Raw genomic sequence first — 19,713 nt, forward strand, 5'->3', positions numbered from 1 at the left:
ATCATACTCTTGATTATTCTATTTCTTTTGCTGCTTTCAACAAAAGATCTCTAGTAGCAATTATACCTGCCTCTTCACTAATTTCAGAGCCTTCATATTCCACACCGATAAATCCGGTATATCCAGCATCTTTAACAATTTCCAGCATTTGAACGTAATCAATACCAGTATCATATCCGTCAGCATCAAAATTATTAGACTTTGCACTTACTGCCTTAGCATATGGCATTAATTCTTTAACACCCTTGTATTTATCATACTCCTTTAAACAATCCCAACTTTCTGGCTTACGTTCAATGCAGAAATTTCCAAAATCAGGCAAGCTTCCACAGTTATCCATATTTACGGTTTTCATCACCTGAGCGTGTAACTCTCCATTAGATGATAATCCGCCATGGTTTTCTACCAACACATTAATATTCTTAGTTTTTGCATAAGTCGCCAATTTGGTAAGTCCATCAACAGAATTCTTGATCCATTCTTTTGGCACGCTACTACCATTAAGGTTCACTCTAATAGCATGGCAACCCAAAGCTGCAGCAGCATCTACCCATTTTTTATGCTTCTCTACAGTTTCGTTTCTTTCGGTTTCATCATTAACCGCTAAATTTCCTTGACCATCGATCATGATCAATACATTTTTCATTCCGTATTTTTCAGCTTCGGCATTAGATTTTGCTACGAAATTTGCCATAGCCTCCTCAGAATAATCTGCTTCCTCTAATTCAGGATTATACAGCTGACTTACATATTCTAATCCTGTAAATCCCCAGTTTTTAGCTTTTTCAGCAAAAGAATATGGATCTACGCCATCTTCTCTGATCATTTTATGCATTGACCATTGTGCTAGAGATAATTTAAAAAATGGCTCAACATTACTGTCTTTTGCCACGATTTCAGAATTTTCCACTTTTTCTTTTTTAGTTTCTTTACACGCGTAAGATCCTAATAACGAGATTCCAATGCCTACAATAGAGGCAATCCGAATAAAACTTTTTCTTTTCATTTTTGGTAGTTTGTTGTTGTTTGAAATATAACCTTAACTGTTGACGTTAAAATTATGAATTGATACATTAATCTAACTTAACGTTAGTAATAGCGAATTTCGCAAGAATAATGGACTTTAAATGTATAGAATTAATTTTATATTTAATAAATTTAGAGATTAAACAACTTTTATGAGCAAATTTTATTATAACGAAGAACAAGAGTCTTACGATGCAATTGTCGTAGGTACTGGAATAAGTGGTGGTTGGGCCGCAAAAGAACTATGCGAGGCAGGCCTTAAAACCCTAGTTTTAGAACGCGGTAGAATGGTTAAACATATAGAAGACTACGAGACCGCGAACAAAGATCCTTGGGATTTTCCGAATGCAGGTGAACCAACCAAAGAAATTATAGCACAACAAGCAAAACAACATAGAACAGGTTACACTACAAACCAAGCAAATAATATGTGGTTTGTAAATGACTTAAAGCATCCATATAACGAAACAAAAAGATTCGATTGGATGAGAGGGTACCACCTAGGTGGACGCTCGCTACAGTGGGGTCGTCAAAGTTATCGTTTAAGTGATATTGATTTTGGAGCAAATAAAAAGGATAAGATTGCCGTTGATTGGCCTGTTCGCTATAAAGACATCGCACCTTGGTATGATAAGGTAGAGACATTTATTGGTGTAAGTGGTGAAAATTTAGGGCTAGAGCAATTACCTGACGGTCAATTTTTACCAATGATGGACCTAAACTGTGTAGAGCAGGAATTCAGAGAAAAAGTTGCAGAAAATTTTGATGGTCGTGTAGTAACTGCTGGTAGAACAGCACACATTACAGGCACAAAACAATTTGACGGAAGAAGTAAATGTCAATTTAGAAACAGATGTATAAGAGGGTGTCCTTTTGGAGCATACTTCAGCAGTTTGTCTTCTACATTACCAGCAGCAGAAGCTACAGGTAATATGACCCTTAGACCAGATTCTATTGTACATGAAGTAATTTATGACCCAAAGACAAAGAAAGCTACAGGTGTAAAAGTAATTGACGCAAATACGAAAGAAACATTTGAATTTAAAGCAAAAGTTATTTTCTTATGTGCATCAGCAATTGCATCTACTTCTATATTAATGCAATCTAAATCTGAAACCTTCCCTAATGGTATGGGTAATGAATCTGACCAATTAGGCCGTAACATAATGGACCACCAATTAAAAGTAGGAGCTTCTGGTAAATTTGACGGATTTGAAGATAAATACTATAAAGGAAGAAAACCTAGTGGAATCTATATTCCAAGATTTAGAAACTTAGGTGGTGATTCTGATAGAAAAGATTACATAAGAGGATTCGGCTATCAAGGTGGGGCCTCTAGAGGTAATTGGCAAGAATCTATTGCCGAACTATCTTACGGTAAAGAATTAAAAGATGCTGTTTTAAAACCAGGTGGATGGACGTTTGGTATGATGGGCTTTGGAGAAGTACTACCATACGAAAACAACAGATTTACATTAGACTACGATAAATTAGATGATTGGGGTCTACCAACAGTTACTTTTGATGCTGAGCTTCAAGAAAACGAACTTAAAATGCGTAAAGACATTTTAGAGTCGGCTGTTGATATGTTAGAAAAAGCGGGACTTAGAGATGTAAAGGGTTATGATGAAGAAAGTGCATTAGGTTTAGGTATACATGAAATGGGTACTGCCCGTATGGGAAGAGACAGAAAAACATCTGTTCTAAACGGAAACAACCAATTACATGATGTATCTAATGTATATGTAACTGACGGGTCATTTATGACCTCTGCTAGTTGTGTAAACCCATCATTAACTTACATGGCCTTTACGGCTAGAGCTGCGGATCATGCAGTTAAAGAACTTAAAAAAGGAAACATATAATGGATAGAAGACGCGTATTAAAAAATATGGGTATGTCACTTGGATATATGGTGGCCACCCCAACTTTATTATCAATTGTTCAAAGCTGTAAAAGTGAGCCAGCCCTTACTTGGACACCTGAATTTTTAGCTCAAAATGAAGGGTCTGTACTTTCAAAATTGGTGAATCTTATTTTACCAAAAACAGATACTCCTTCTGCTACAGAAGTACAAGTTGATATTTTTATAGACAGGTTTGCCAAAGATGTGATGGAAAAGGAACAACAAGATTTCTTTAAAATGTCTATGACAAAATTTATAAATAAAGCCTTGGCTGATTCTGGTAAAGAAAAAGCTGAAGATTTAACTGCTGAAGATTTAGAACCAGTTTTAGCAAGTTCTTTGAAATACAACAAAGATGAACAGGAACAAATGTTCAAAACCATTAACAGTTATACAAAGGCTATTGCCGATGGCGGTACTGCTGAGTTAGATGATGAAGTTTCAAGATTTGCTTTTGCTAATAATCTAAGGGGAATGACCATCTGGGGCTACAAAGCTTCTGAATATGTAGGTGAAGAAGTTTTGGCATACTTACCTGTACCAGGGGAATATGTGCCTTGCGGTGATGTACAAGAGCTTACTGGCGGTAAGGCATGGTCCTTATAACCAAATAATATTCTAATATTTAATAGCCAAGAGCATGATTTGTTATCGCTCTTGGCTATTTTCATTTAAATACACTACTCATGAAAAGAAGAAGTTTCATTCAAAAATCTGCATTAACTACAGGTGCACTTTCAGTAGCAAGTACCGTATCATTTGCCAATACATTAACCAACAATACAGCAGCGCATAAATACAATTTAAAATATGCACCCCACTTAGGCATGTTTAAACATCTTGCAGGCGATGACCCAATTGATCAATTGAACTTTATGGCAGATCAAGGTTATACTGCTTTTGAAGATAATGAAATGCGCAAACGCCCAATTGAGCAACAAGAAAAAATGGCGGCAACCATGAAAAAGCGTGGTATTGAAATGGGTGTTTTTGTTGCCCATGAAATTCATTGGAAAACACCGAATCTAGCATCTGGAGATTTAACTAAAAGAGAAGAGTTTTTAAATGATATAAAAAGCTCAATTGAAGTAGCTAAACGAGTAAATGCAAAATGGATGACCGTAGTACCAGGTCATCTAGACCTAAAACTACGAATGGGCTACCAAACTGCCAATGTTGTAGAAAGCCTTAGACAAGCATCTGCCCTATTAGAACCACATAATATTACCATGGTTTTAGAGCCATTGAATTTCAGAAATCACCCTGGGCTATTTTTGACCGACTCTCCTCAAGCCTTTGAAATTTGCAGAGCGGTTAATTCACCTTCATGTAAAATTTTATTTGACATCTATCACCAACAAATTCAAGAAGGAAACCTGATTCCGAATATGGAAGCCTCTTGGTCTGAGATTGCCTATATCCAAATAGGTGATAATCCTGGTAGAAATGAACCAACTACTGGTGAAATCAATTACCATAACGTATTTAAATGGATACACCAACAAGGCTTTACTGGAGTATTAGGCATGGAACATGGAAACTCAAGAGACAGAAAAGAAGGTGAACTGGCCGTTATAGAAGCTTATAAGAAGGTAGACAATTTTCTTTAAGCCTAAAATCAACAATAAATACATTTATAAGAGAACAAAAAATGCATTTCATCGAATAATTATCACCTTTTCGATGAAATACATTTTGCATACGTAAGAATTAACCTACTTATTCGTTCTTTTGTATATGTCCCAATACCTACAAACATTACTCGTCTATGCCGGTTTGCTTTTGGCATCAAAAATATCTTTTTATATCTATAAAAAGATAAAGTCAAATTCATTTGACTTATTTCAAATGAGACTAAAATATAAATGGTTCAATTTTAAAAGTACAGTTAAACTAACTTATTATAGTCTTTTTAATGATACTATCCATTTTCCATAATCCAAAATCAGTTTTCATGCGTATATAATTTATACTCTAATACTTAAGCTATGGAAAACTACATCACAATTTTGATGATATACGCGGCAGCGTTATTATTTTCGACTGTATTAAAGCCGTATATCAAAAACGATAAATAAAATTCCCCTTACTTAACCTCGGCTTAGCCGTATATAAAAAAGACCTCGTCAACGAGGTCTTTTTTATTCTCTTATTATAAAAATCATATTAAGTAATTATCTTCTTGAAACCAATCTTAAGTTTTAGAAATTAATTTATTTTAGATGAAAATAAGATTAATACAAACTTCCTTCCTATTCAATTTAGAAATAAAAAGAACAATATTCAAAGCTGAAATTTAGAAACAATATTAATAACCATTACTACTACGAACTGAAGAATAAAATTAGGTAGGTGAATTGGCATTTGATATAAAAAATGTACGGCCCCACTAATGCTTCTATTATGAAAAATGCCCACCAAGCCTAAAAAAGGTAGTTCCCCCGAAACCTTTTCTTAGAACGTAATCATACGACGAATCGTAGTTATACTTATTTTGGCGCTCAAACATTAGATATAAGATAACATACACTATCTTATAAAGAACCGTACTAAATTTTAAACTTTTATATCTGCATTAAAAGAACCTTCAACATTCAAAGATTCTCCGTTAGCATTTTCTAATTCTACTTCTAACTTGCCATCGACATTGTTAGAAAAATTTTCTGTGATTATAACATCACCCGATTTAATAAAAAAGGGTAGTTCACTAATTCCACTCAAATCTGCAAAACCGTAAACACCGTTAAACTTATTAAGTAAACGATCTAAATGCTTTATTTTATATACACCTACAGGTATACCATTATCCATTTTTTTTGTGGAAGCAATAATAAACTCTAAAGTTTGTTTCTCCCCACCATCCACTGAAGTAAAACTCAACAACAAATTGTCTATTGTATTACCAAATTTGTCTTGTTCAATTTTCTTGGTAAAGGTTGCTTTACCCTCTAAATGAAAACTTGTTACTCCATCAACATTAAAACTACATGTGCCTTTTTCAACTTTAATGCTTTCCAAATCGTATTTTGATCCACCTGAAAGTAAAATAAAAGGTATTATTCCGAAAAAAAATACTTTCAAAAACTTAGCTATAAACTGTATTATCTTAGACATAGTTGTAAGAAATAGTTATAGTCATGGTTTGTTAATATTTCGTTTCTGAACATCCATTACAACTGTTATATTTTCATTCGCCCCATTTTCATCTTGCATAAATTGTGAAGCAACCAATAAGGCAACTATAAATAATGCCAACATTATACCGCACTTTTTCATGTCAATTTCATTTATAACACTCTGAATTTCTTCACTAAAGATAAATTTAAGCTGAAAAAGCATGGTCCTATAATGTATAACCTGTCTTCTTTTATGTATAATCGGAAACCTAAATTCTGTCATAATTAACAAACAAGAACATATGTAGTCTTTTTCTTTCCAAATGTAAAGGCGCAAAAGCTTTTTACGCCTTTACAACATTAATATACCGAATACACTAAAATATCCTCCATTGATACAAATTCGCCTATTAAAGCCCTACAAACCCGTAATTTTTCATAACTTTCTAACTTGATACCCGATCTTTTATGTTAAAAGCTGTAATTGTTGATGATGAAATTAAAGCCCTGCAGAGCCTAACATGGGAGCTTACCAACTTCAGTGATGAAATCAATGTTATTGCCTCATTTACCAATCCCAAAGAAGCACTTTCATATTTAGAAAAAAACACTCCTGATTGTCTTTTTTTAGACATCGAAATGCCCACTATGGATGGTTTCCAGTTTATTAAAAAACTAACAAACAAGAATTTCCCTGTAGTAATCACCACTGCTTATAACCAATATGCCTTAAAAGCTATCAAAAGTCAGGCTTTAGACTATCTATTAAAGCCGATAGATACCGATGATCTAGAAGAAACCATTATTAAGATTAAAAAATTTAATAACAAGAATTTTTCTGTTGAGAAATTAGAAATGGCACTCTTAAATTATAACTCTAGGTCAATACATAAACGTATTACATTAAACACCGATGGTAAATTGTTATTTTTGGAGAGCGATGAGATTCTTTATGCCGAATCTGACGGTAATTATAGTACCATATTTTTAACTGATGGGCAAAAAATAGTACTTACAAAAAAACTAAAAGAAGTCAATGAGTTGCTTCCAGCAGATTCTTTTTTTAGAATTCACAATTCGTACATCATCAACCTAAATAAAATAAAGGAATTTTTAAAGACTGATGGTTACGTGGTTTTAAAGTCTAATCATAAAATACCTGTCTCAAGACAAAAAAAATCAGATTTTTTAGATATGTTGTAGCATTACAATAGCAAGTTCAATAACAAATCTTAAGCTTATATTTAAATTCTATAGTGTATAAATTCAAGTTCAAATTTCTATTTTTCCTTCTGTATACATTAGTAGCACAACACCCTAGTTATTCTCAGAATATACCCGAAAAATTAAAAGAAATAGTAGATAGTCTATTAACTAAAACTCCGAAAGAATGTCAAGAAATACATTCGGCCTTAGCTACCTACAGCAATGACAGTACTGCGTTACGCTATATAAAAGATAGGGCTACAACTAACAAGTATCTTTTAGGAGAAGCATACGCTTTAAACCAACTAGGAAATCTCTATCGTGACTTATCAATTTACCCAAAAGCAATAGAACTTTATCAAAGTGCCTTAGAAGCATCTGTTAAAACTAATAACATTGAACTTAGAGTACATAGTTTAAATATGCTCAGTAAAGTTTACAGGCACACTGATGCTATAAAATCTGCTTTAGATAGCAGCCAAGAAGCATTAGAGTTAGCTGAAAATGTCACCGAACCCAATAGTGGCATAAAACGAAGCATCACTGTATCTTTAAACAGTATTGGCGGAATATATCAAATGCTAGAACAGTATGATCTGGCCATTGAGAAATATGAAAGGTCGATGATCCTTCAAAAAGAATTGGACGACAAACTAGGTCTTGCCATTAGCCATCAAAATTTAGGCGAGTGTTATGAATATCAAGGAAAGCTCCAACCTGCTTTAAAAAATTTTAGAAAAGCACTTGTTTACAATGAAATAATTGATTCGAATCGCGGAAAAATAATCTGTCATTATAATATAGCACACGTGTATGTGCACATGGGCAAAATCAAAGAAGCCATTTCTATTTTAGAAAACAATTTATTAAAAGCCATTTCTATTGAAGATCAAAAAATCATAACTACTATTTATATAAACTTAGGATGGTCATTAATACGGTTTGGCGATTATGACGGAGCAGAAACTAATTTAGAGTCTGGTTTAAGCTTAGCGACATCTAACAATTTCAATGCAGAAATAGCCGAAGCGAATAAATTCTTATCTGAGCTATGGATCAAGCGAGATGATTACCAGAAAGGTATGCGCTATTTTAAAGAATCTAGAAAATACGAAGAACGCATTACCAACTCTCTTAACCTACGGTACGTAAATGACATGATTTTACGATACGAATCTCAAAAGAGAGCCAACCAGTTAGACCGTCTAGCCAAAGAAAATGAAACGGTACGCTTAAAGTTAAAGAACAACAGAACCATGCTCATTATCATTGGTATCTTCTTAATTCTACTTGTAGGCATTTTGTATATTCTATATAGGCAGAGCCAATTAAATGCAGAGAAAAAACTATTAACATTAGAGCAAAGCATGTTGCGTAGTCAAATGAATCCTCATTTTTTATTCAATTCTCTAAACTCGATTAAATTATATATCATTAATAATGAGAAAAAGAATGCTGTTCATTATTTAAATAAATTCTCGAAACTAGTACGAAAAATACTTGAGGCGTCGTCTCAACGAGAAATCTCTTTGGCTGATGAGCTAGAAACAGTAGCGCTGTATATGAATATCGAAAACATACGATTTTCAAATGAAATCAACTTTAACATCCATATTAAAGACGACATAAATACCCATAACATCAAAATACCTTCGCTTATACTTCAACCTTTTTTAGAAAACGCCTTGTGGCATGGTTTGTCATCAAAAGATGGAGCAAAGAATATAGACCTAGAAGTAAAAAAGGGTAAAAGTGGCTTTATTGAAATAATCATTACCGACAATGGTGTAGGTAGAGATGCGGCAGAAAAAATAAAGGACAGTAAAGTTCTCAAGAGAAAGTCGGTAGGTATTGACATTACCAAAGAACGACTAGCAAATTTTTCTCGTGACTATGAAAACTTTTTTCATGTAGATATCATTGATAAGTTTGACGATGATACCAACCCTATGGGCACACAAATAGTAATCTATATACCTACTATTTAAGATGGTCTTTAGCAACCTCTTCTAATTCGTTATACCAAGGTGCACCGAATTTTCTAATTAAAGCTTCTTTAACGAATTTATAAACAGGCACTTTTAACTCTTCACCTAAAGCACATGCTGGGTCACAAATTTGCCATTTATGATAATTTACTGCAGTCAGTTCGGTATACTCACGTACTCTTATTGGGTACAAATGACAAGACACAGGTTTTTTCCACTTAATTTCCCCTTGGTTATAAGCTTCTTCTATACCACATTTAGCTATTTTCTTATCGTCGAAGATAACGTAGGCACATTCACTTCCATTTACTAATGGGGTTTCCCACTCACCATCTTCACCCTTAACAAAAGCACCTTGCTCTTCAATAACAGCAACACCTTCGGGTCTTAAAAATGGTTTAACTTTAGCATAGATATCGACCATAATTTCAGTTTCTGAATCTTCAACTGGCGCACCTGCTTCGCCATCGACACAGCAACCACCTTTACACGCGCTAAGGTTGCAAACAAAATCGTTTTCTATAATCTCTTCAGATACTATGGTTTTCCCTAATTGAAACATGACCTAATTTAAAGTGCACAAGATACATTTTTTAAAAAGTAATGATATTAGAAAATTTTAAGAATAAATATCTAAGTGCATATTTATAAACGTAAATTTGCAAAAAATTTGAAGTATGGAGTTTCATTTTGATTTAAGAGAGATTGCAACCGCTAGTATGGTACTATTTGCCGTTATTGATATTTTAGGCAGTATTCCTATTATTATTGGGCTTAGGAAAAAAGTAGGTCATATTCAGTCTGAAAAAGCATCTGTTGTTGCTGCTGTAATCATGGTAGCCTTTCTGTTTCTTGGTGAAGAAATATTAAATCTTATTGGCATCGATGTAAATTCATTTGCCGTTGCCGGTGCATTCATTATTTTCTTTTTAGCAATTGAAATGATTTTAGGTATTCAATTGTACAAAGATGATGAACCAGAAAGTGCTTCTATTGTACCTATTGCCTTCCCATTAATTGCTGGTGCAGGTACCCTTACCTCTTTGCTTTCGTTAAGAGCAGAGTACTTTGTTGAAAATATTATTATAGCTATTGTTGTTAACATTGTCTTCGTTTTTATTGTACTCAAATCATCTGTTAAAATCGAAAAAATGCTCGGCAAAAACGGAGTAAATGTAATTAGAAAGGTATTTGGAGTAATTCTTATGGCTATTGCTGTTAAATTATTCGCAGCTAATATTAATGAGCTTTTCTAGACCATAAGAAGGTTGTATTTTTATAAAAACAAGTTTATGAGCAAGACATTATCCATAATTTTTATAGTAATTGCAGTAGCACTTATAGCCTACAATGTAACTCTAGTGAATTTTGCAGACCCTTTTGAGAAAAATAGTACGATAGCATTAATTGGAATTATGGCGTCGTTATGCGCCATTGTACTTCTTTTGGTATTCGTTACCAGCAGAAAGATTCAAGATAAAATAAATAAGGATTAATTATTGGCTTTAATCTCGCCAGATTCTTGTTGCTGAATTCCACCTCCGTCTAGTTCTAGTACCTTTTGAAGCATAAGATCTTCATCTGCTTTAATTTTGGCGTGTATATTAGTATTAAATAGTTGTTCTGCGATATTAGCTTTCAAGAATCGCTTAATGCTTTGCTCATAATCATAGAAGTTCATTCTTAGATTTCTATCTACGGAATACTGTACAAATCTTTCAAAGAGAATATCGTCAACTTTAAAATCGTTTACAAATTCTTCTTGTGTGTATTGAGCATATCTTTCTCGATCCTCATCTAAATGTTCGAATACAAAAAAGGATAAGAAGCCTAAATTATCCATACTCTCAACAGCTTCTTCTTCATTGCTTCCGATTGGCACAAATACATCTGGTATAATACCGCCACCACCATATACTACTTTTCCTTTAGGTGTGGTAAACTTTAATGAATCTGCCACTTTAATACTATCTACAGAAATCATTTCTCCACTATGAAATCTATCTGTAAAACGTTGGTAGTAATCTTTAGTTCCGTTAGCATATGTCTTTTGAATACTTCTACCTGTAGGCGTGTAATACCTAGAAACTGTAAGTCTAACTGCCGAGCCATCACCTAAAGCCATTTCTCGCTGCACCAAACCTTTACCAAAAGATCGACGACCAACAATAGTACCAATATCATTATCTTGCAATGCACCCGCTACAATTTCACTAGCCGAGGCAGATCTTTCATTTATTAAAACATAAATAGGTTTATCTTCAAAACTACCTTCATCTGAAGCAAAGCTCTTATTGATTTTTCCCTTTTTATTTTTAGTGAACAAAATAAGCTTACCATCTTCTAGAAACTCATCTGCCATTTCTTCTGCCATACCTAAATAACCACCAGGGTTATCTCGCAGATCAAGCACTAGCTTTTTAGCACCTCGCTTTTGTAATCGTACCAAAGCATCTTTAAACTCTTTATAAGTAGACTCAGCAAAACGATTTACTTTTATATAGCCGATATCTTTATTAAGCATATAAAAAGCATCAACACTTTTTAAGGGAACAATACCTCGTTTCACCTTTACATCAAATGTTCTATTTTCTGTTTTTCTAAATACGGTAAGATTAATAGAAGAACCTTCTTGACCTTTTAATTTCTCCACAATAACTTCACTGGGGAAGTCTTTGCCATACAGCGTATCATTATCTGCCATTAGAATACGATCACCAGGTAAAATTCCTTTTACGAAACTTGGTCCGTCTTTGACGGTTTTTATAACCGCAATAGTATCGTTATAAGAGTAAAAATTAATACCGATACCAACAAAATCGCCCTTCATATTCTCGGTTACACCAGACATTTCTTTTTCTGAAATGTATACAGAATGTGGGTCGAGTTTTTCAAGAATACTGTTGACAGTAATATCAACGATGCTATCGGTATTTACATCATCTACATATTCATAGTCAATGTAATCTATAAGTCTGTTGAGTTTGTCTTTTTTAGAATTTGTTGAAAAAAGACGTTCAGGAGAGTCATTAAAATTCAGTTTTCCGCCTATAAAAAACCCTAATGCGAGCGCAATAGCGATAATTAAAGGAAATAGAGCACTGTATTTTTTATTCATCATTAGTGTAAACGTTAGATAGTAACATTTATTTCTGGCATATGTTGTAATTCAACACCTGCTTTTGCCAAAAATTGTAATCCCGAATCATCTTTGTATCCTACTTGATACACTACACGTTTAATGCCAGACTGATGAATTAACTTACTACATTCTCTGCAAGGCGATAACGTAATGTATAAAGTAGCACCTTGGCAAGATTGAGTAGAACCTGCTACTTTTAAAATAGCATTGGCCTCGGCATGTAAAACATACCATTTCGTGTACCCTTCTTCATCTTCACAATAATTTTCAAATCCAGTTGGTGTACCATTGTATCCGTCAGAAATAATCATTCTATCTTTTACGATGATGGCACCTACTTGCTTCCGCTTACATGAAGAAAGCTTACCCCATTCTTTGGCCATTCTTAAATAGGCCCTATCATACTTTAATTGCTTTTCTTTCTTCATTTACACTACGCTTTATATAAGCACTTAACCCTAAGGTACCTGCTTTGATTAGTACCGACTATATCTTAGGGTAAACTTTAACAATCTAAAAAGGAAATGTTTCATATAACAACGGTAGCGTAACCAGTATTATGATAATGCTACCGACCGTAATAAACAAGCTTTGCTTTACTTTTAAAATGCCTTGAACTACATAAGCTAAAATCAATACTAAAAGGACAATGACAACTTGAGACAATTCGATTCCACCAGCAAAACCTAATAAAGGTGCTAATTTATCTTCCTCTCCCATAATCATCATTTTAAAATAATTAGAGAATCCAAATCCATGTATTAGTCCAAAAAAACCCGTTACCAAGACATGAAACCAAATAGTTCTATCTTCCTTTTGAGCCTTGTTATCTACTAAATTAAAAATAGCGGTTGCGAGAATGGTAACCGGTATTAAAAACTCTATCCAGCTTGCTTCTATTACCAAAATCTCATAAACAGAGAATACCAACGCCAAACAATGCGTAAAAGTAAAAACGGTAGCTAAAAGCAAAACATTCTTCCAACTTTTAAACGTGAAAGGAAGCGCCAGTGCAGTTAAAAACAATATGTGATCATATGCATTTATGTCTAAAACATGATGTAGACCTAATTCTATATAAAACCAAAATTCTTGCATACTAATACATCTAAATAATTGCCCTTCTAATTTAATCCGCGCTCTTTTTGAATAGTCTCATAAGCGGCTTGCACCTGCTTAAACTTCTCTTCAGCACCTTTTTTAATGGCTTCATCTTTTGTGTTCACCCTATCTGGATGATATTTTTTAGCCATTTCTCTATAAGCTTTCTTTACCTCAGCATCTGTTGCCGATTTCTCAATATCTAAAATTTTATAAGAATTATTCGCCGATTTCACGAACATAGCTTTTATACTTTCAAATTCATTAAGAGAAACTCTTAAGTAACCTGCTATTTCACGAATTTTTTGAATTTCGGGGTTACTGATACTACCATCTGCCTGAGCAATACCGAATAAAAAGTGTAATAATTGCAGACGGACTTCATAACGGGTGCGTTGTGCCAAAAATGTACAAACGTTTTGTGCAGATATTTGCCCTTTCTTATTTATTTCATTGAAACTTCTAAAAATAGCATTCGCCTTGTCTTTTCCGTAGGTACTAACAAAATACTGACGTACATAATCCATTTCTGACTGACTCACTTGACCGTCTGCCTTAATAACAAGTGAACATAACGATAGTAAGTTCAGCTCAAAATCTGCCGCGGTAACATTTGGTCTTGTATAATCTTCGAACACACTACGCGCGCTACCTTTACTAGTCCCAAAAAAGCTGTCTATAACACTACCGGCAAAGAAGCCTAAAACTGCTCCAGATAAACCTCTTAAAAAAAAGCCGACTACAGCCCCTAACCATTTAATCATTTCGTATTCTCAATTTTGCCAAAGATAAAATATTACCATCAGAAAGTTAGGCCAATGAAAAGTTAAGGTCTGAAGCACTGCTGCGACTAATTGATTATCTTTGTAATAGTTTAATTAAAATAATAAGAATATGTACCCTGCGGAATTAGTAAAACCAATGAGAGATGATCTGGCTTCTGCCGGATTTGAAGAATTATATACAGCAGATGCAGTAGCAAATGCCATCAATAAAGAAGGAACAACTTTAGTAGTTGTAAATTCTGTTTGTGGTTGTGCTGCGGCAAACGCAAGACCTGCGGCTAAAATGAGCTTGCAGAACGATAAAAAACCAGACTTTGCAGTAACTGTATTTGCCGGCGTAGATAAAGAAGCTGTTGATGCGGCAAGAAACCTTATGGTTCCTTTCCCTCCTTCTTCTCCTTCTATGGCTTTATTCAAAAATGGCGAGTTAGTTCATATGATCGAACGTCATCATATTGAAGGTAGACCAGCTGAAATGATTGCTCAGAATTTAGCACAGGCTTACGACGAGTTTTGCTAGATTTTATGGCTTAAGCTATTTTCTTACAAAATAATAGGATTAAAAAACCGCTCTAATTGAGCGGTTTTTTATTTTTGTACTATGCAGAAGTTGCTTTCTTACATTATAACCCCCTTTTTTTTCGTCGCATTTGGGCTATGCCTCCTTATTTTTCATCCCATTCAATGGATCGGATTTAAAATATTTGGCTACAGCGCATTAAAACCATCTGTTAGCAAATTGAACTTTTGCTTAATGCGTAGCACCAATATTCTAGGTACAACTTACCGCTTTACAAATAACTTTGATTTACCAGCAGACAGACCTTTGATTATTGTAACCAATCATCAAAGTATGTACGATATACCACCACTTATATGGTATATGCGCAAATACCACCCAAAATTTGTTAGTAAGAAAGAATTAGGAAAAGGCATACCTAGTGTATCATTTAACCTCGTTCATGGTGGCTCTGTTTTAATTGACAGAAACGATGGTAAATCGGCAATAATGGAAATAGGAAAACTGGGTACCTATATTGAAGAACATAAAAGAAGTGCCGTAATTTTTCCGGAAGGAACTAGAAGTAGAGATGGACACCCTAAGCCATTTAAACCGATGGGACTTAAGATGCTATTAAAAAAAGCTCCATCTGCATTGATTGTTCCTATTAGCATCAATAATTCATGGAAATTGGTTCGCTTCGGACAATTTCCGATGGGATTAGGTGCCAAAGTTCGATTAGAGGTGCAACAACCTTTAGAGAACGAGGGCAACTTAGATGAACTGATCCAACAAATAGAAGCATCCGTAGTTAGCGGGATAAATTCCTTTAAATGACCAATTCAGAAATTGTAGAAGAAACCATCACATTTGTAAAAGAAACGTTACAAAATGCCGAAGGTGGGCACGATTGGTTTCATATTCAACGTGTATTAAATAATAGCATGTTAATTGCAAAAGACGAAGATGACCTAAACCTGTTGGTCGTTAGTCTAGGCGCACTTTTACATGATATTGCAGATGCTAAATTTAATGATGGTGATGAAGCCTTAGGTCCAAAAATGGCAGAAGATTTTTTATTAAGTCTTGGTGTGCCGAAAAGAACCATCAACCATGTTACCAACATCATCAAATACAGCTCGTTTAAAGCCAGTTTAACTGACGGAAAGACTAAGAAGAAACTCTTTACCTCAAAAGAGCTGAAAGTGGTTCAAGATGCCGACCGTTTAGATGCCATAGGCGCTATTGGTATTGCACGTGCTTTCAATTACGGCGGATTCAAACATCGTGCGCTCTATGACCCAAGTATAGCACCAAATTTAGAAATGACCAAAGAAGAATACAAAAAATCAGAAGCACCTACTTTAAATCATTTCTATGAAAAGCTCTTATTGCTTAAAGATAAAATGAACACAGAAACTGGCAAGAGATTGGCAGAAGAAAGACACCAATACATGGTTGATTTTTTAGAGCAATTTTATCAAGAATGGAATCCTTTAAAAAATTTAAGTTAGGTTTACAGAACAATTCAACAACATCAAACCATTAAAAAAGGGTCTCAATTTACATTGAGACCCTTTTTTAATTTTATATATTTTTCTACTATTTCTGTGGCAACTCTCTAGTTAACCAACCACTTCTGCTTGCTGTTACAATTGCATAAGGTGTTATCCAAAAAAGACCGAACGTAAAAAGCACGCTGTAAGAATATGCCCATACAGACTCAGATAACGAGTATCTTTTAGCATAGAACAATACTGGAAAAGTTGATAAAACCAATATACTTACGAAAGTAGAACTTAAGAATAATAATGGATGTGTAACTACGAATACCAACATGAATAATACAAATGGGTAGCATAATACAATTCTTGAGAATTGGCTAAAGAACAATAATCTTGTACCTGTTTTTGGACCTTTTCTAAAGTTAGTAAACACGTATTTAGACATTTGAATATTCTCACGTACATTACTTCTACCCCATCTAATGAACATTTTGTAAAGTCCTTTATATTTTTCTGGAACATTAGTATACGCAAATGCATTTCTTTGGAATAAAACGTGAAAACCTTGCTTTAAGATCATATTCGTCATAGCTCTATCTTCACCTATATCTGAAGCTTGACCCATAAACGTTTGATTGATCCATGCATCTAAACAACCAAAAACCGCAGTAGCTCTGTAAGCTGCTAAAGCACCTGGAGTACATAAAACAGAATTTAATGTGCTTTCAGAAGAACGTACAAACTCAAAACTAAGTGCAAAACTTACGTCTAGCATTTTAGGTAGAATCTTGTCATTATTTAATACACGAATATTACCTGCAACAGCACCACAGTTATCATCAACGATAAACGGACTAACTAAATTTCTTAATGTGTCTTTATCTACGATAGAATCACTATCAACGGTTACGAATATCTCACCTGTACCTTCATTAAAACCTCTGTACAATGCGTGACGTTTACCCATGTTCTTTGGCTGCTGACAAATAGAAACTCTATCTCCTAATTCTTTCTTGGCTTCTAGCATCCAATTCCAAGTATCATCTTTACTACCATCATCGATAGCCAATAATTGAATTTTTTCTTCTGGGAAATCGCTTTCAGCTAAACTCTTTAATGTAGCCCATACTTGTTTACCTTCATTATATGCAGGTACAATAACCGTAACTGTTGGTAACTCTTTATCAGAAACAGATGGTATTGCCTTATATTTTAAAAACCTTATAAAAGTGTAAATAAAGAAACTCAATTTAAACACAAAAAAAGCAACGGCTAAAATCATAAAAATTAATCCGATCATGGTGCTTCTTCTCTCTAGGTGTAATTGAGTAAAGTCGTTTTGCAATATATACGCTAAATAAGCTGAACCAAACATTAGTACGAATGTGCTACCCATTACAAAAATACCCCATGCATTGGCATTTTCAATTAGATGTTTAAGTCTTGAAAAGAAAGGCTTCTTTTCAGTTTTTTCAGTATTGTTTTTTAATGTTTTCATTTCGTTTTTGGTAGTGTTCTTGGTTTTCAGAAATAATCCTCGTATTTATTTCTTCTTCCTATGTACGCTTAGAAGTATCTTTTGGATTTTATTTTAACAAAACTTATTAAAGAAAATTTTTACCAACAACTATTGCACGCTTTTTAATATTCACCTGCTAATTTAAAACCTTAAATTTTTGAATTATTTATAATATTTATCTCGTTTTCATAGAGTTAGACTAAGTATTTGAGAAATAGTCATATCTGACCCATATTAAACAACTAAAATAAATTTTCATGAAATACGCTTTTCTATTACTACTGTTTGCCATTACTTATAGCCACGCAAAAACTGATGAAGAGGCAATTGTTTCACTTTTAAAGAAAGAATCTTCCACATGGCGTTCAGGTGATATAAAAGCACATGCTTCTTGCTGGTCATTTCAACCCTATAGTAGAATTATTATTTCTATGCCAGATGGAAATAGTATGGATGTACCACCGGCAATGATGATCAATCCTCCAGAACATATGGTAGGTAAAGGTGGTGGGTCTAAAAATTCTAATTATAAGATGAATATAAATGGTAATAACGCTTGGGTTACTCATGATGAGGAATCTACTACTATTGACGGAGTAACAAATTAAACTTACAAAATACGAATTCTAGAGAAAATTAATGGCAGTTGGAAACTTGTAGGGCAATCTATACACCCAAGAAAAATGGATTAATAATTAACTACCTCGACCTAAGCCCGCCAAGTATGCTTCTGAAGATATATTTTTTATTTCGAAGCCCGCCCGAAATTTACCACTGCGCGTAAGCCAAGGAGAATTAAACCCTCAATGAGATATTAAAATAATTTTAATTGTCCATCCTTATAAGATTCATGCAGAGTAGTATTTAGCTTTGGGAATGTTTTGCCTTCAAAATATTTACGCTTTGCCAAACGTACCATATCATGAATTTGCGTGGCTATTATACCGTCACCCCTACTTCTTAAACCAAACCTGCTGTCGTTTAGTCTACCACCATGGCATTCTTGAATTTGATGCAATACCTTCTCTGCTTTGTCGGGCAACGTTTTGTGGATCCAATCTGTAAATATTTCACCTATTGCTCCGTTTAGTCTAACTACGGTAAATGCCATAGATAAAGCACCATTTTCTGAAACCGCTTTAGCCAAGTTCAAAATCTCGTGACTATTAATACCGGGTATAATGGGTGCTAGCATTGCATTTACAGGAATTCCATTCTCAGATAATACACGTATAGCTTCTAGTCGTTTCTTAATGGTGGTAGTTCTAGGTTCTAATATTCTTCTTGTTTCTTCGGATAAAGAAGTGACAGAAATGTTGACTCCGATTAATCCGTATTCATTCAATTCTTTTAGAATATCTAAATCACGCAAAATCAAAGCGTTTTTGGTTATAATACCTACCGGATGCCTATATTTCAAAAAAATCTCTAAGCATTTACGGGTTATTTCAAATTCTTGCTCTGCAGGCTGATAACAATCTGTATTACCAGAAAGCACAATTGTACTCGGCTTCCAGCTTTTACTTCTTAATTTAGCTTCTAACAGTTTGGGCGCATCGTGTTTTACCAAAATTTTTCGCTCAAAATCTAATCCTGCACTATAACCCCAAAATTCATGAGCATTTCTAGCATAGCAGTAAATACAACCATGCTCACAACCTTGGTACATATTCATAGAATAACTCATACCCACATCTGGACTAGTTACTTTATTAACTATCGTTTTTGGAAAAATAGGAAGATATTGGGTCTTATTTCTATCGGCAACTTCGCCTTCTACTCGGCAGAATTCGAGAAAATCATCTCTAGTTTCATAACTATAAGCAGAAAATTTATTGCTGGTATTTTTTTGGGCTCCTCTTCCTTTAACCGAAGAATTAGAATTCATTAATATTAGGATTTAATCCAAAAATATGG

21 protein-coding genes are annotated in these 19,713 nt (G+C 34.1%); 11 read left to right on the plus strand and 10 right to left on the minus strand.

Annotated elements, in window-relative coordinates; all coding sequences use genetic code 11:
- Positions 1–13 precede the first annotated feature (13 nt).
- A complete protein-coding gene (locus tag Q4500_RS03875; RefSeq protein WP_303598425.1) occupies positions 14–1,006 on the minus strand; it encodes a sugar phosphate isomerase/epimerase in 993 nt (330 codons plus the stop codon).
- Positions 1,007–1,178: 172 nt separating this feature from the next.
- Between Q4500_RS03875 and Q4500_RS03880 the strand changes: the two genes are divergently transcribed.
- The 3 genes from Q4500_RS03880 to Q4500_RS03890 all read left to right on the plus strand — a co-directional run bounded on the left by Q4500_RS03880 (position 1,179) and on the right by Q4500_RS03890 (position 4,542).
- On the plus strand, positions 1,179–2,891 hold the full coding sequence (locus Q4500_RS03880; RefSeq protein WP_303598426.1) for a GMC oxidoreductase: 1,713 nt from the start codon (positions 1,179–1,181) through the stop codon (positions 2,889–2,891).
- On the plus strand, positions 2,891–3,538 hold the full coding sequence (locus tag Q4500_RS03885) for a gluconate 2-dehydrogenase subunit 3 family protein (protein ID WP_303598427.1): 648 nt from the start codon (positions 2,891–2,893) through the stop codon (positions 3,536–3,538). The genes Q4500_RS03880 and Q4500_RS03885 overlap by 1 nt, the downstream gene beginning before the upstream one ends.
- 80 nt (positions 3,539–3,618) lie before the next feature.
- Positions 3,619–4,542, plus strand: coding sequence for a hydroxypyruvate isomerase family protein (locus Q4500_RS03890; RefSeq protein ID WP_303598428.1), 924 nt, complete (start codon positions 3,619–3,621; stop codon positions 4,540–4,542).
- Between the two features lie 946 nt (positions 4,543–5,488).
- On the opposite strand, the gene Q4500_RS03895 is transcribed toward Q4500_RS03890, so the two are convergent.
- Together Q4500_RS03895 and Q4500_RS03900 are read right to left on the minus strand one after the other, a co-directional pair.
- Complete coding sequence (locus Q4500_RS03895; protein ID WP_303598429.1) at positions 5,489–6,046, minus strand: hypothetical protein; 558 nt, start codon at positions 6,044–6,046, stop codon at positions 5,489–5,491.
- Positions 6,047–6,067: 21 nt separating this feature from the next.
- Entirely contained in the window at positions 6,068–6,208 is a 141-nt protein-coding gene (locus Q4500_RS03900) for a hypothetical protein (RefSeq protein ID WP_303598430.1), read from the minus strand.
- Positions 6,209–6,516: 308 nt separating this feature from the next.
- Here Q4500_RS03900 and Q4500_RS03905 point away from each other — a divergent pair, with 308 nt between their 5' ends.
- A complete protein-coding gene (locus Q4500_RS03905; RefSeq protein ID WP_303598431.1) occupies positions 6,517–7,251 on the plus strand; it encodes a LytTR family DNA-binding domain-containing protein in 735 nt (244 codons plus the stop codon).
- A gap of 53 nt (positions 7,252–7,304) precedes the next feature.
- Positions 7,305–9,242 (plus strand): tetratricopeptide repeat protein, encoded by a 1,938-nt coding sequence (locus Q4500_RS03910; RefSeq protein WP_303598432.1) that lies wholly within the window; start codon positions 7,305–7,307, stop codon positions 9,240–9,242.
- Here the strand turns inward: Q4500_RS03910 and Q4500_RS03915 are convergent.
- Positions 9,235–9,804, minus strand: coding sequence for a DUF3109 family protein (locus Q4500_RS03915; protein ID WP_303598433.1), 570 nt, complete (start codon positions 9,802–9,804; stop codon positions 9,235–9,237). The two genes, Q4500_RS03910 and Q4500_RS03915, sit on opposite strands and share 8 nt — an antisense overlap.
- A gap of 115 nt (positions 9,805–9,919) precedes the next feature.
- On the opposite strand from Q4500_RS03915, the gene Q4500_RS03920 reads away from it, so the two are divergent.
- Together Q4500_RS03920 and Q4500_RS03925 are read left to right on the plus strand one after the other, a co-directional pair.
- Entirely contained in the window at positions 9,920–10,498 is a 579-nt protein-coding gene (locus Q4500_RS03920) for a MarC family protein (protein ID WP_303598434.1), read from the plus strand.
- Between the two features lie 36 nt (positions 10,499–10,534).
- Complete coding sequence (locus Q4500_RS03925; RefSeq protein ID WP_276491622.1) at positions 10,535–10,738, plus strand: hypothetical protein; 204 nt, start codon at positions 10,535–10,537, stop codon at positions 10,736–10,738.
- Here Q4500_RS03925 and Q4500_RS03930 read toward each other — a convergent pair.
- The 4 genes from Q4500_RS03930 to Q4500_RS03945 all read right to left on the minus strand — a co-directional run bounded on the left by Q4500_RS03930 (position 10,735) and on the right by Q4500_RS03945 (position 14,249).
- Positions 10,735–12,360 (minus strand): S41 family peptidase, encoded by a 1,626-nt coding sequence (locus Q4500_RS03930; RefSeq protein ID WP_303598550.1) that lies wholly within the window; start codon positions 12,358–12,360, stop codon positions 10,735–10,737. The genes Q4500_RS03925 and Q4500_RS03930 overlap by 4 nt on opposite strands.
- 14 nt (positions 12,361–12,374) lie before the next feature.
- A complete protein-coding gene (locus tag Q4500_RS03935) occupies positions 12,375–12,812 on the minus strand; it encodes a dCMP deaminase family protein (RefSeq protein ID WP_133685991.1) in 438 nt (145 codons plus the stop codon).
- An 85-nt stretch (positions 12,813–12,897) separates the two neighbouring features.
- Positions 12,898–13,482 carry a HupE/UreJ family protein gene (locus Q4500_RS03940; protein ID WP_303598435.1) on the minus strand — a complete coding sequence of 195 codons (585 nt, stop codon included), beginning with the start codon at positions 13,480–13,482 and terminating at the stop codon, positions 12,898–12,900.
- 26 nt (positions 13,483–13,508) lie between these two features.
- Positions 13,509–14,249, minus strand: coding sequence for a TerB family tellurite resistance protein (locus Q4500_RS03945; protein WP_303598436.1), 741 nt, complete (start codon positions 14,247–14,249; stop codon positions 13,509–13,511).
- Between the two features lie 130 nt (positions 14,250–14,379).
- Here Q4500_RS03945 and Q4500_RS03950 point away from each other — a divergent pair, with 130 nt between their 5' ends.
- The 3 genes from Q4500_RS03950 (at position 14,380) to Q4500_RS03960 (ending at position 16,286) form a co-directional block, all read left to right on the plus strand.
- Positions 14,380–14,790 (plus strand): BrxA/BrxB family bacilliredoxin, encoded by a 411-nt coding sequence (locus tag Q4500_RS03950; RefSeq protein WP_027065332.1) that lies wholly within the window; start codon positions 14,380–14,382, stop codon positions 14,788–14,790.
- A 234-nt stretch (positions 14,791–15,024) separates the two neighbouring features.
- The gene (locus Q4500_RS03955; RefSeq protein ID WP_368389718.1) at positions 15,025–15,609 is read left to right on the plus strand and encodes a lysophospholipid acyltransferase family protein; all 585 of its coding nucleotides are present in this window, start codon (positions 15,025–15,027) and stop codon (positions 15,607–15,609) included.
- Complete coding sequence (locus Q4500_RS03960) at positions 15,606–16,286, plus strand: HD domain-containing protein (protein WP_303598438.1); 681 nt, start codon at positions 15,606–15,608, stop codon at positions 16,284–16,286. The genes Q4500_RS03955 and Q4500_RS03960 overlap by 4 nt, the downstream gene beginning before the upstream one ends.
- A gap of 88 nt (positions 16,287–16,374) precedes the next feature.
- Here the strand turns inward: Q4500_RS03960 and Q4500_RS03965 are convergent, their stop codons facing one another.
- Positions 16,375–17,775 (minus strand): glycosyltransferase family 2 protein, encoded by a 1,401-nt coding sequence (locus tag Q4500_RS03965; RefSeq protein ID WP_303598439.1) that lies wholly within the window; start codon positions 17,773–17,775, stop codon positions 16,375–16,377.
- Positions 17,776–18,053: 278 nt separating this feature from the next.
- Here Q4500_RS03965 and Q4500_RS03970 point away from each other — a divergent pair, with 278 nt between their 5' ends.
- Positions 18,054–18,404 (plus strand): endo-arabinase, encoded by a 351-nt coding sequence (locus Q4500_RS03970; RefSeq protein WP_303598440.1) that lies wholly within the window; start codon positions 18,054–18,056, stop codon positions 18,402–18,404.
- Positions 18,405–18,610: 206 nt separating this feature from the next.
- Here Q4500_RS03970 and Q4500_RS03975 read toward each other — a convergent pair whose 3' ends face one another.
- Positions 18,611–19,684, minus strand: a complete 1,074-nt coding sequence (locus tag Q4500_RS03975; RefSeq protein ID WP_299318931.1) for a PA0069 family radical SAM protein — start codon at positions 19,682–19,684, stop codon at positions 18,611–18,613.
- Between the last annotated feature and the right edge of the window lie 29 nt (positions 19,685–19,713).

It is taken from the genome of Maribacter sp. 1_MG-2023 (assembly GCF_030547005.1).
Taxonomy (GTDB): Bacteria; Bacteroidota; Bacteroidia; order Flavobacteriales; family Flavobacteriaceae; genus Maribacter.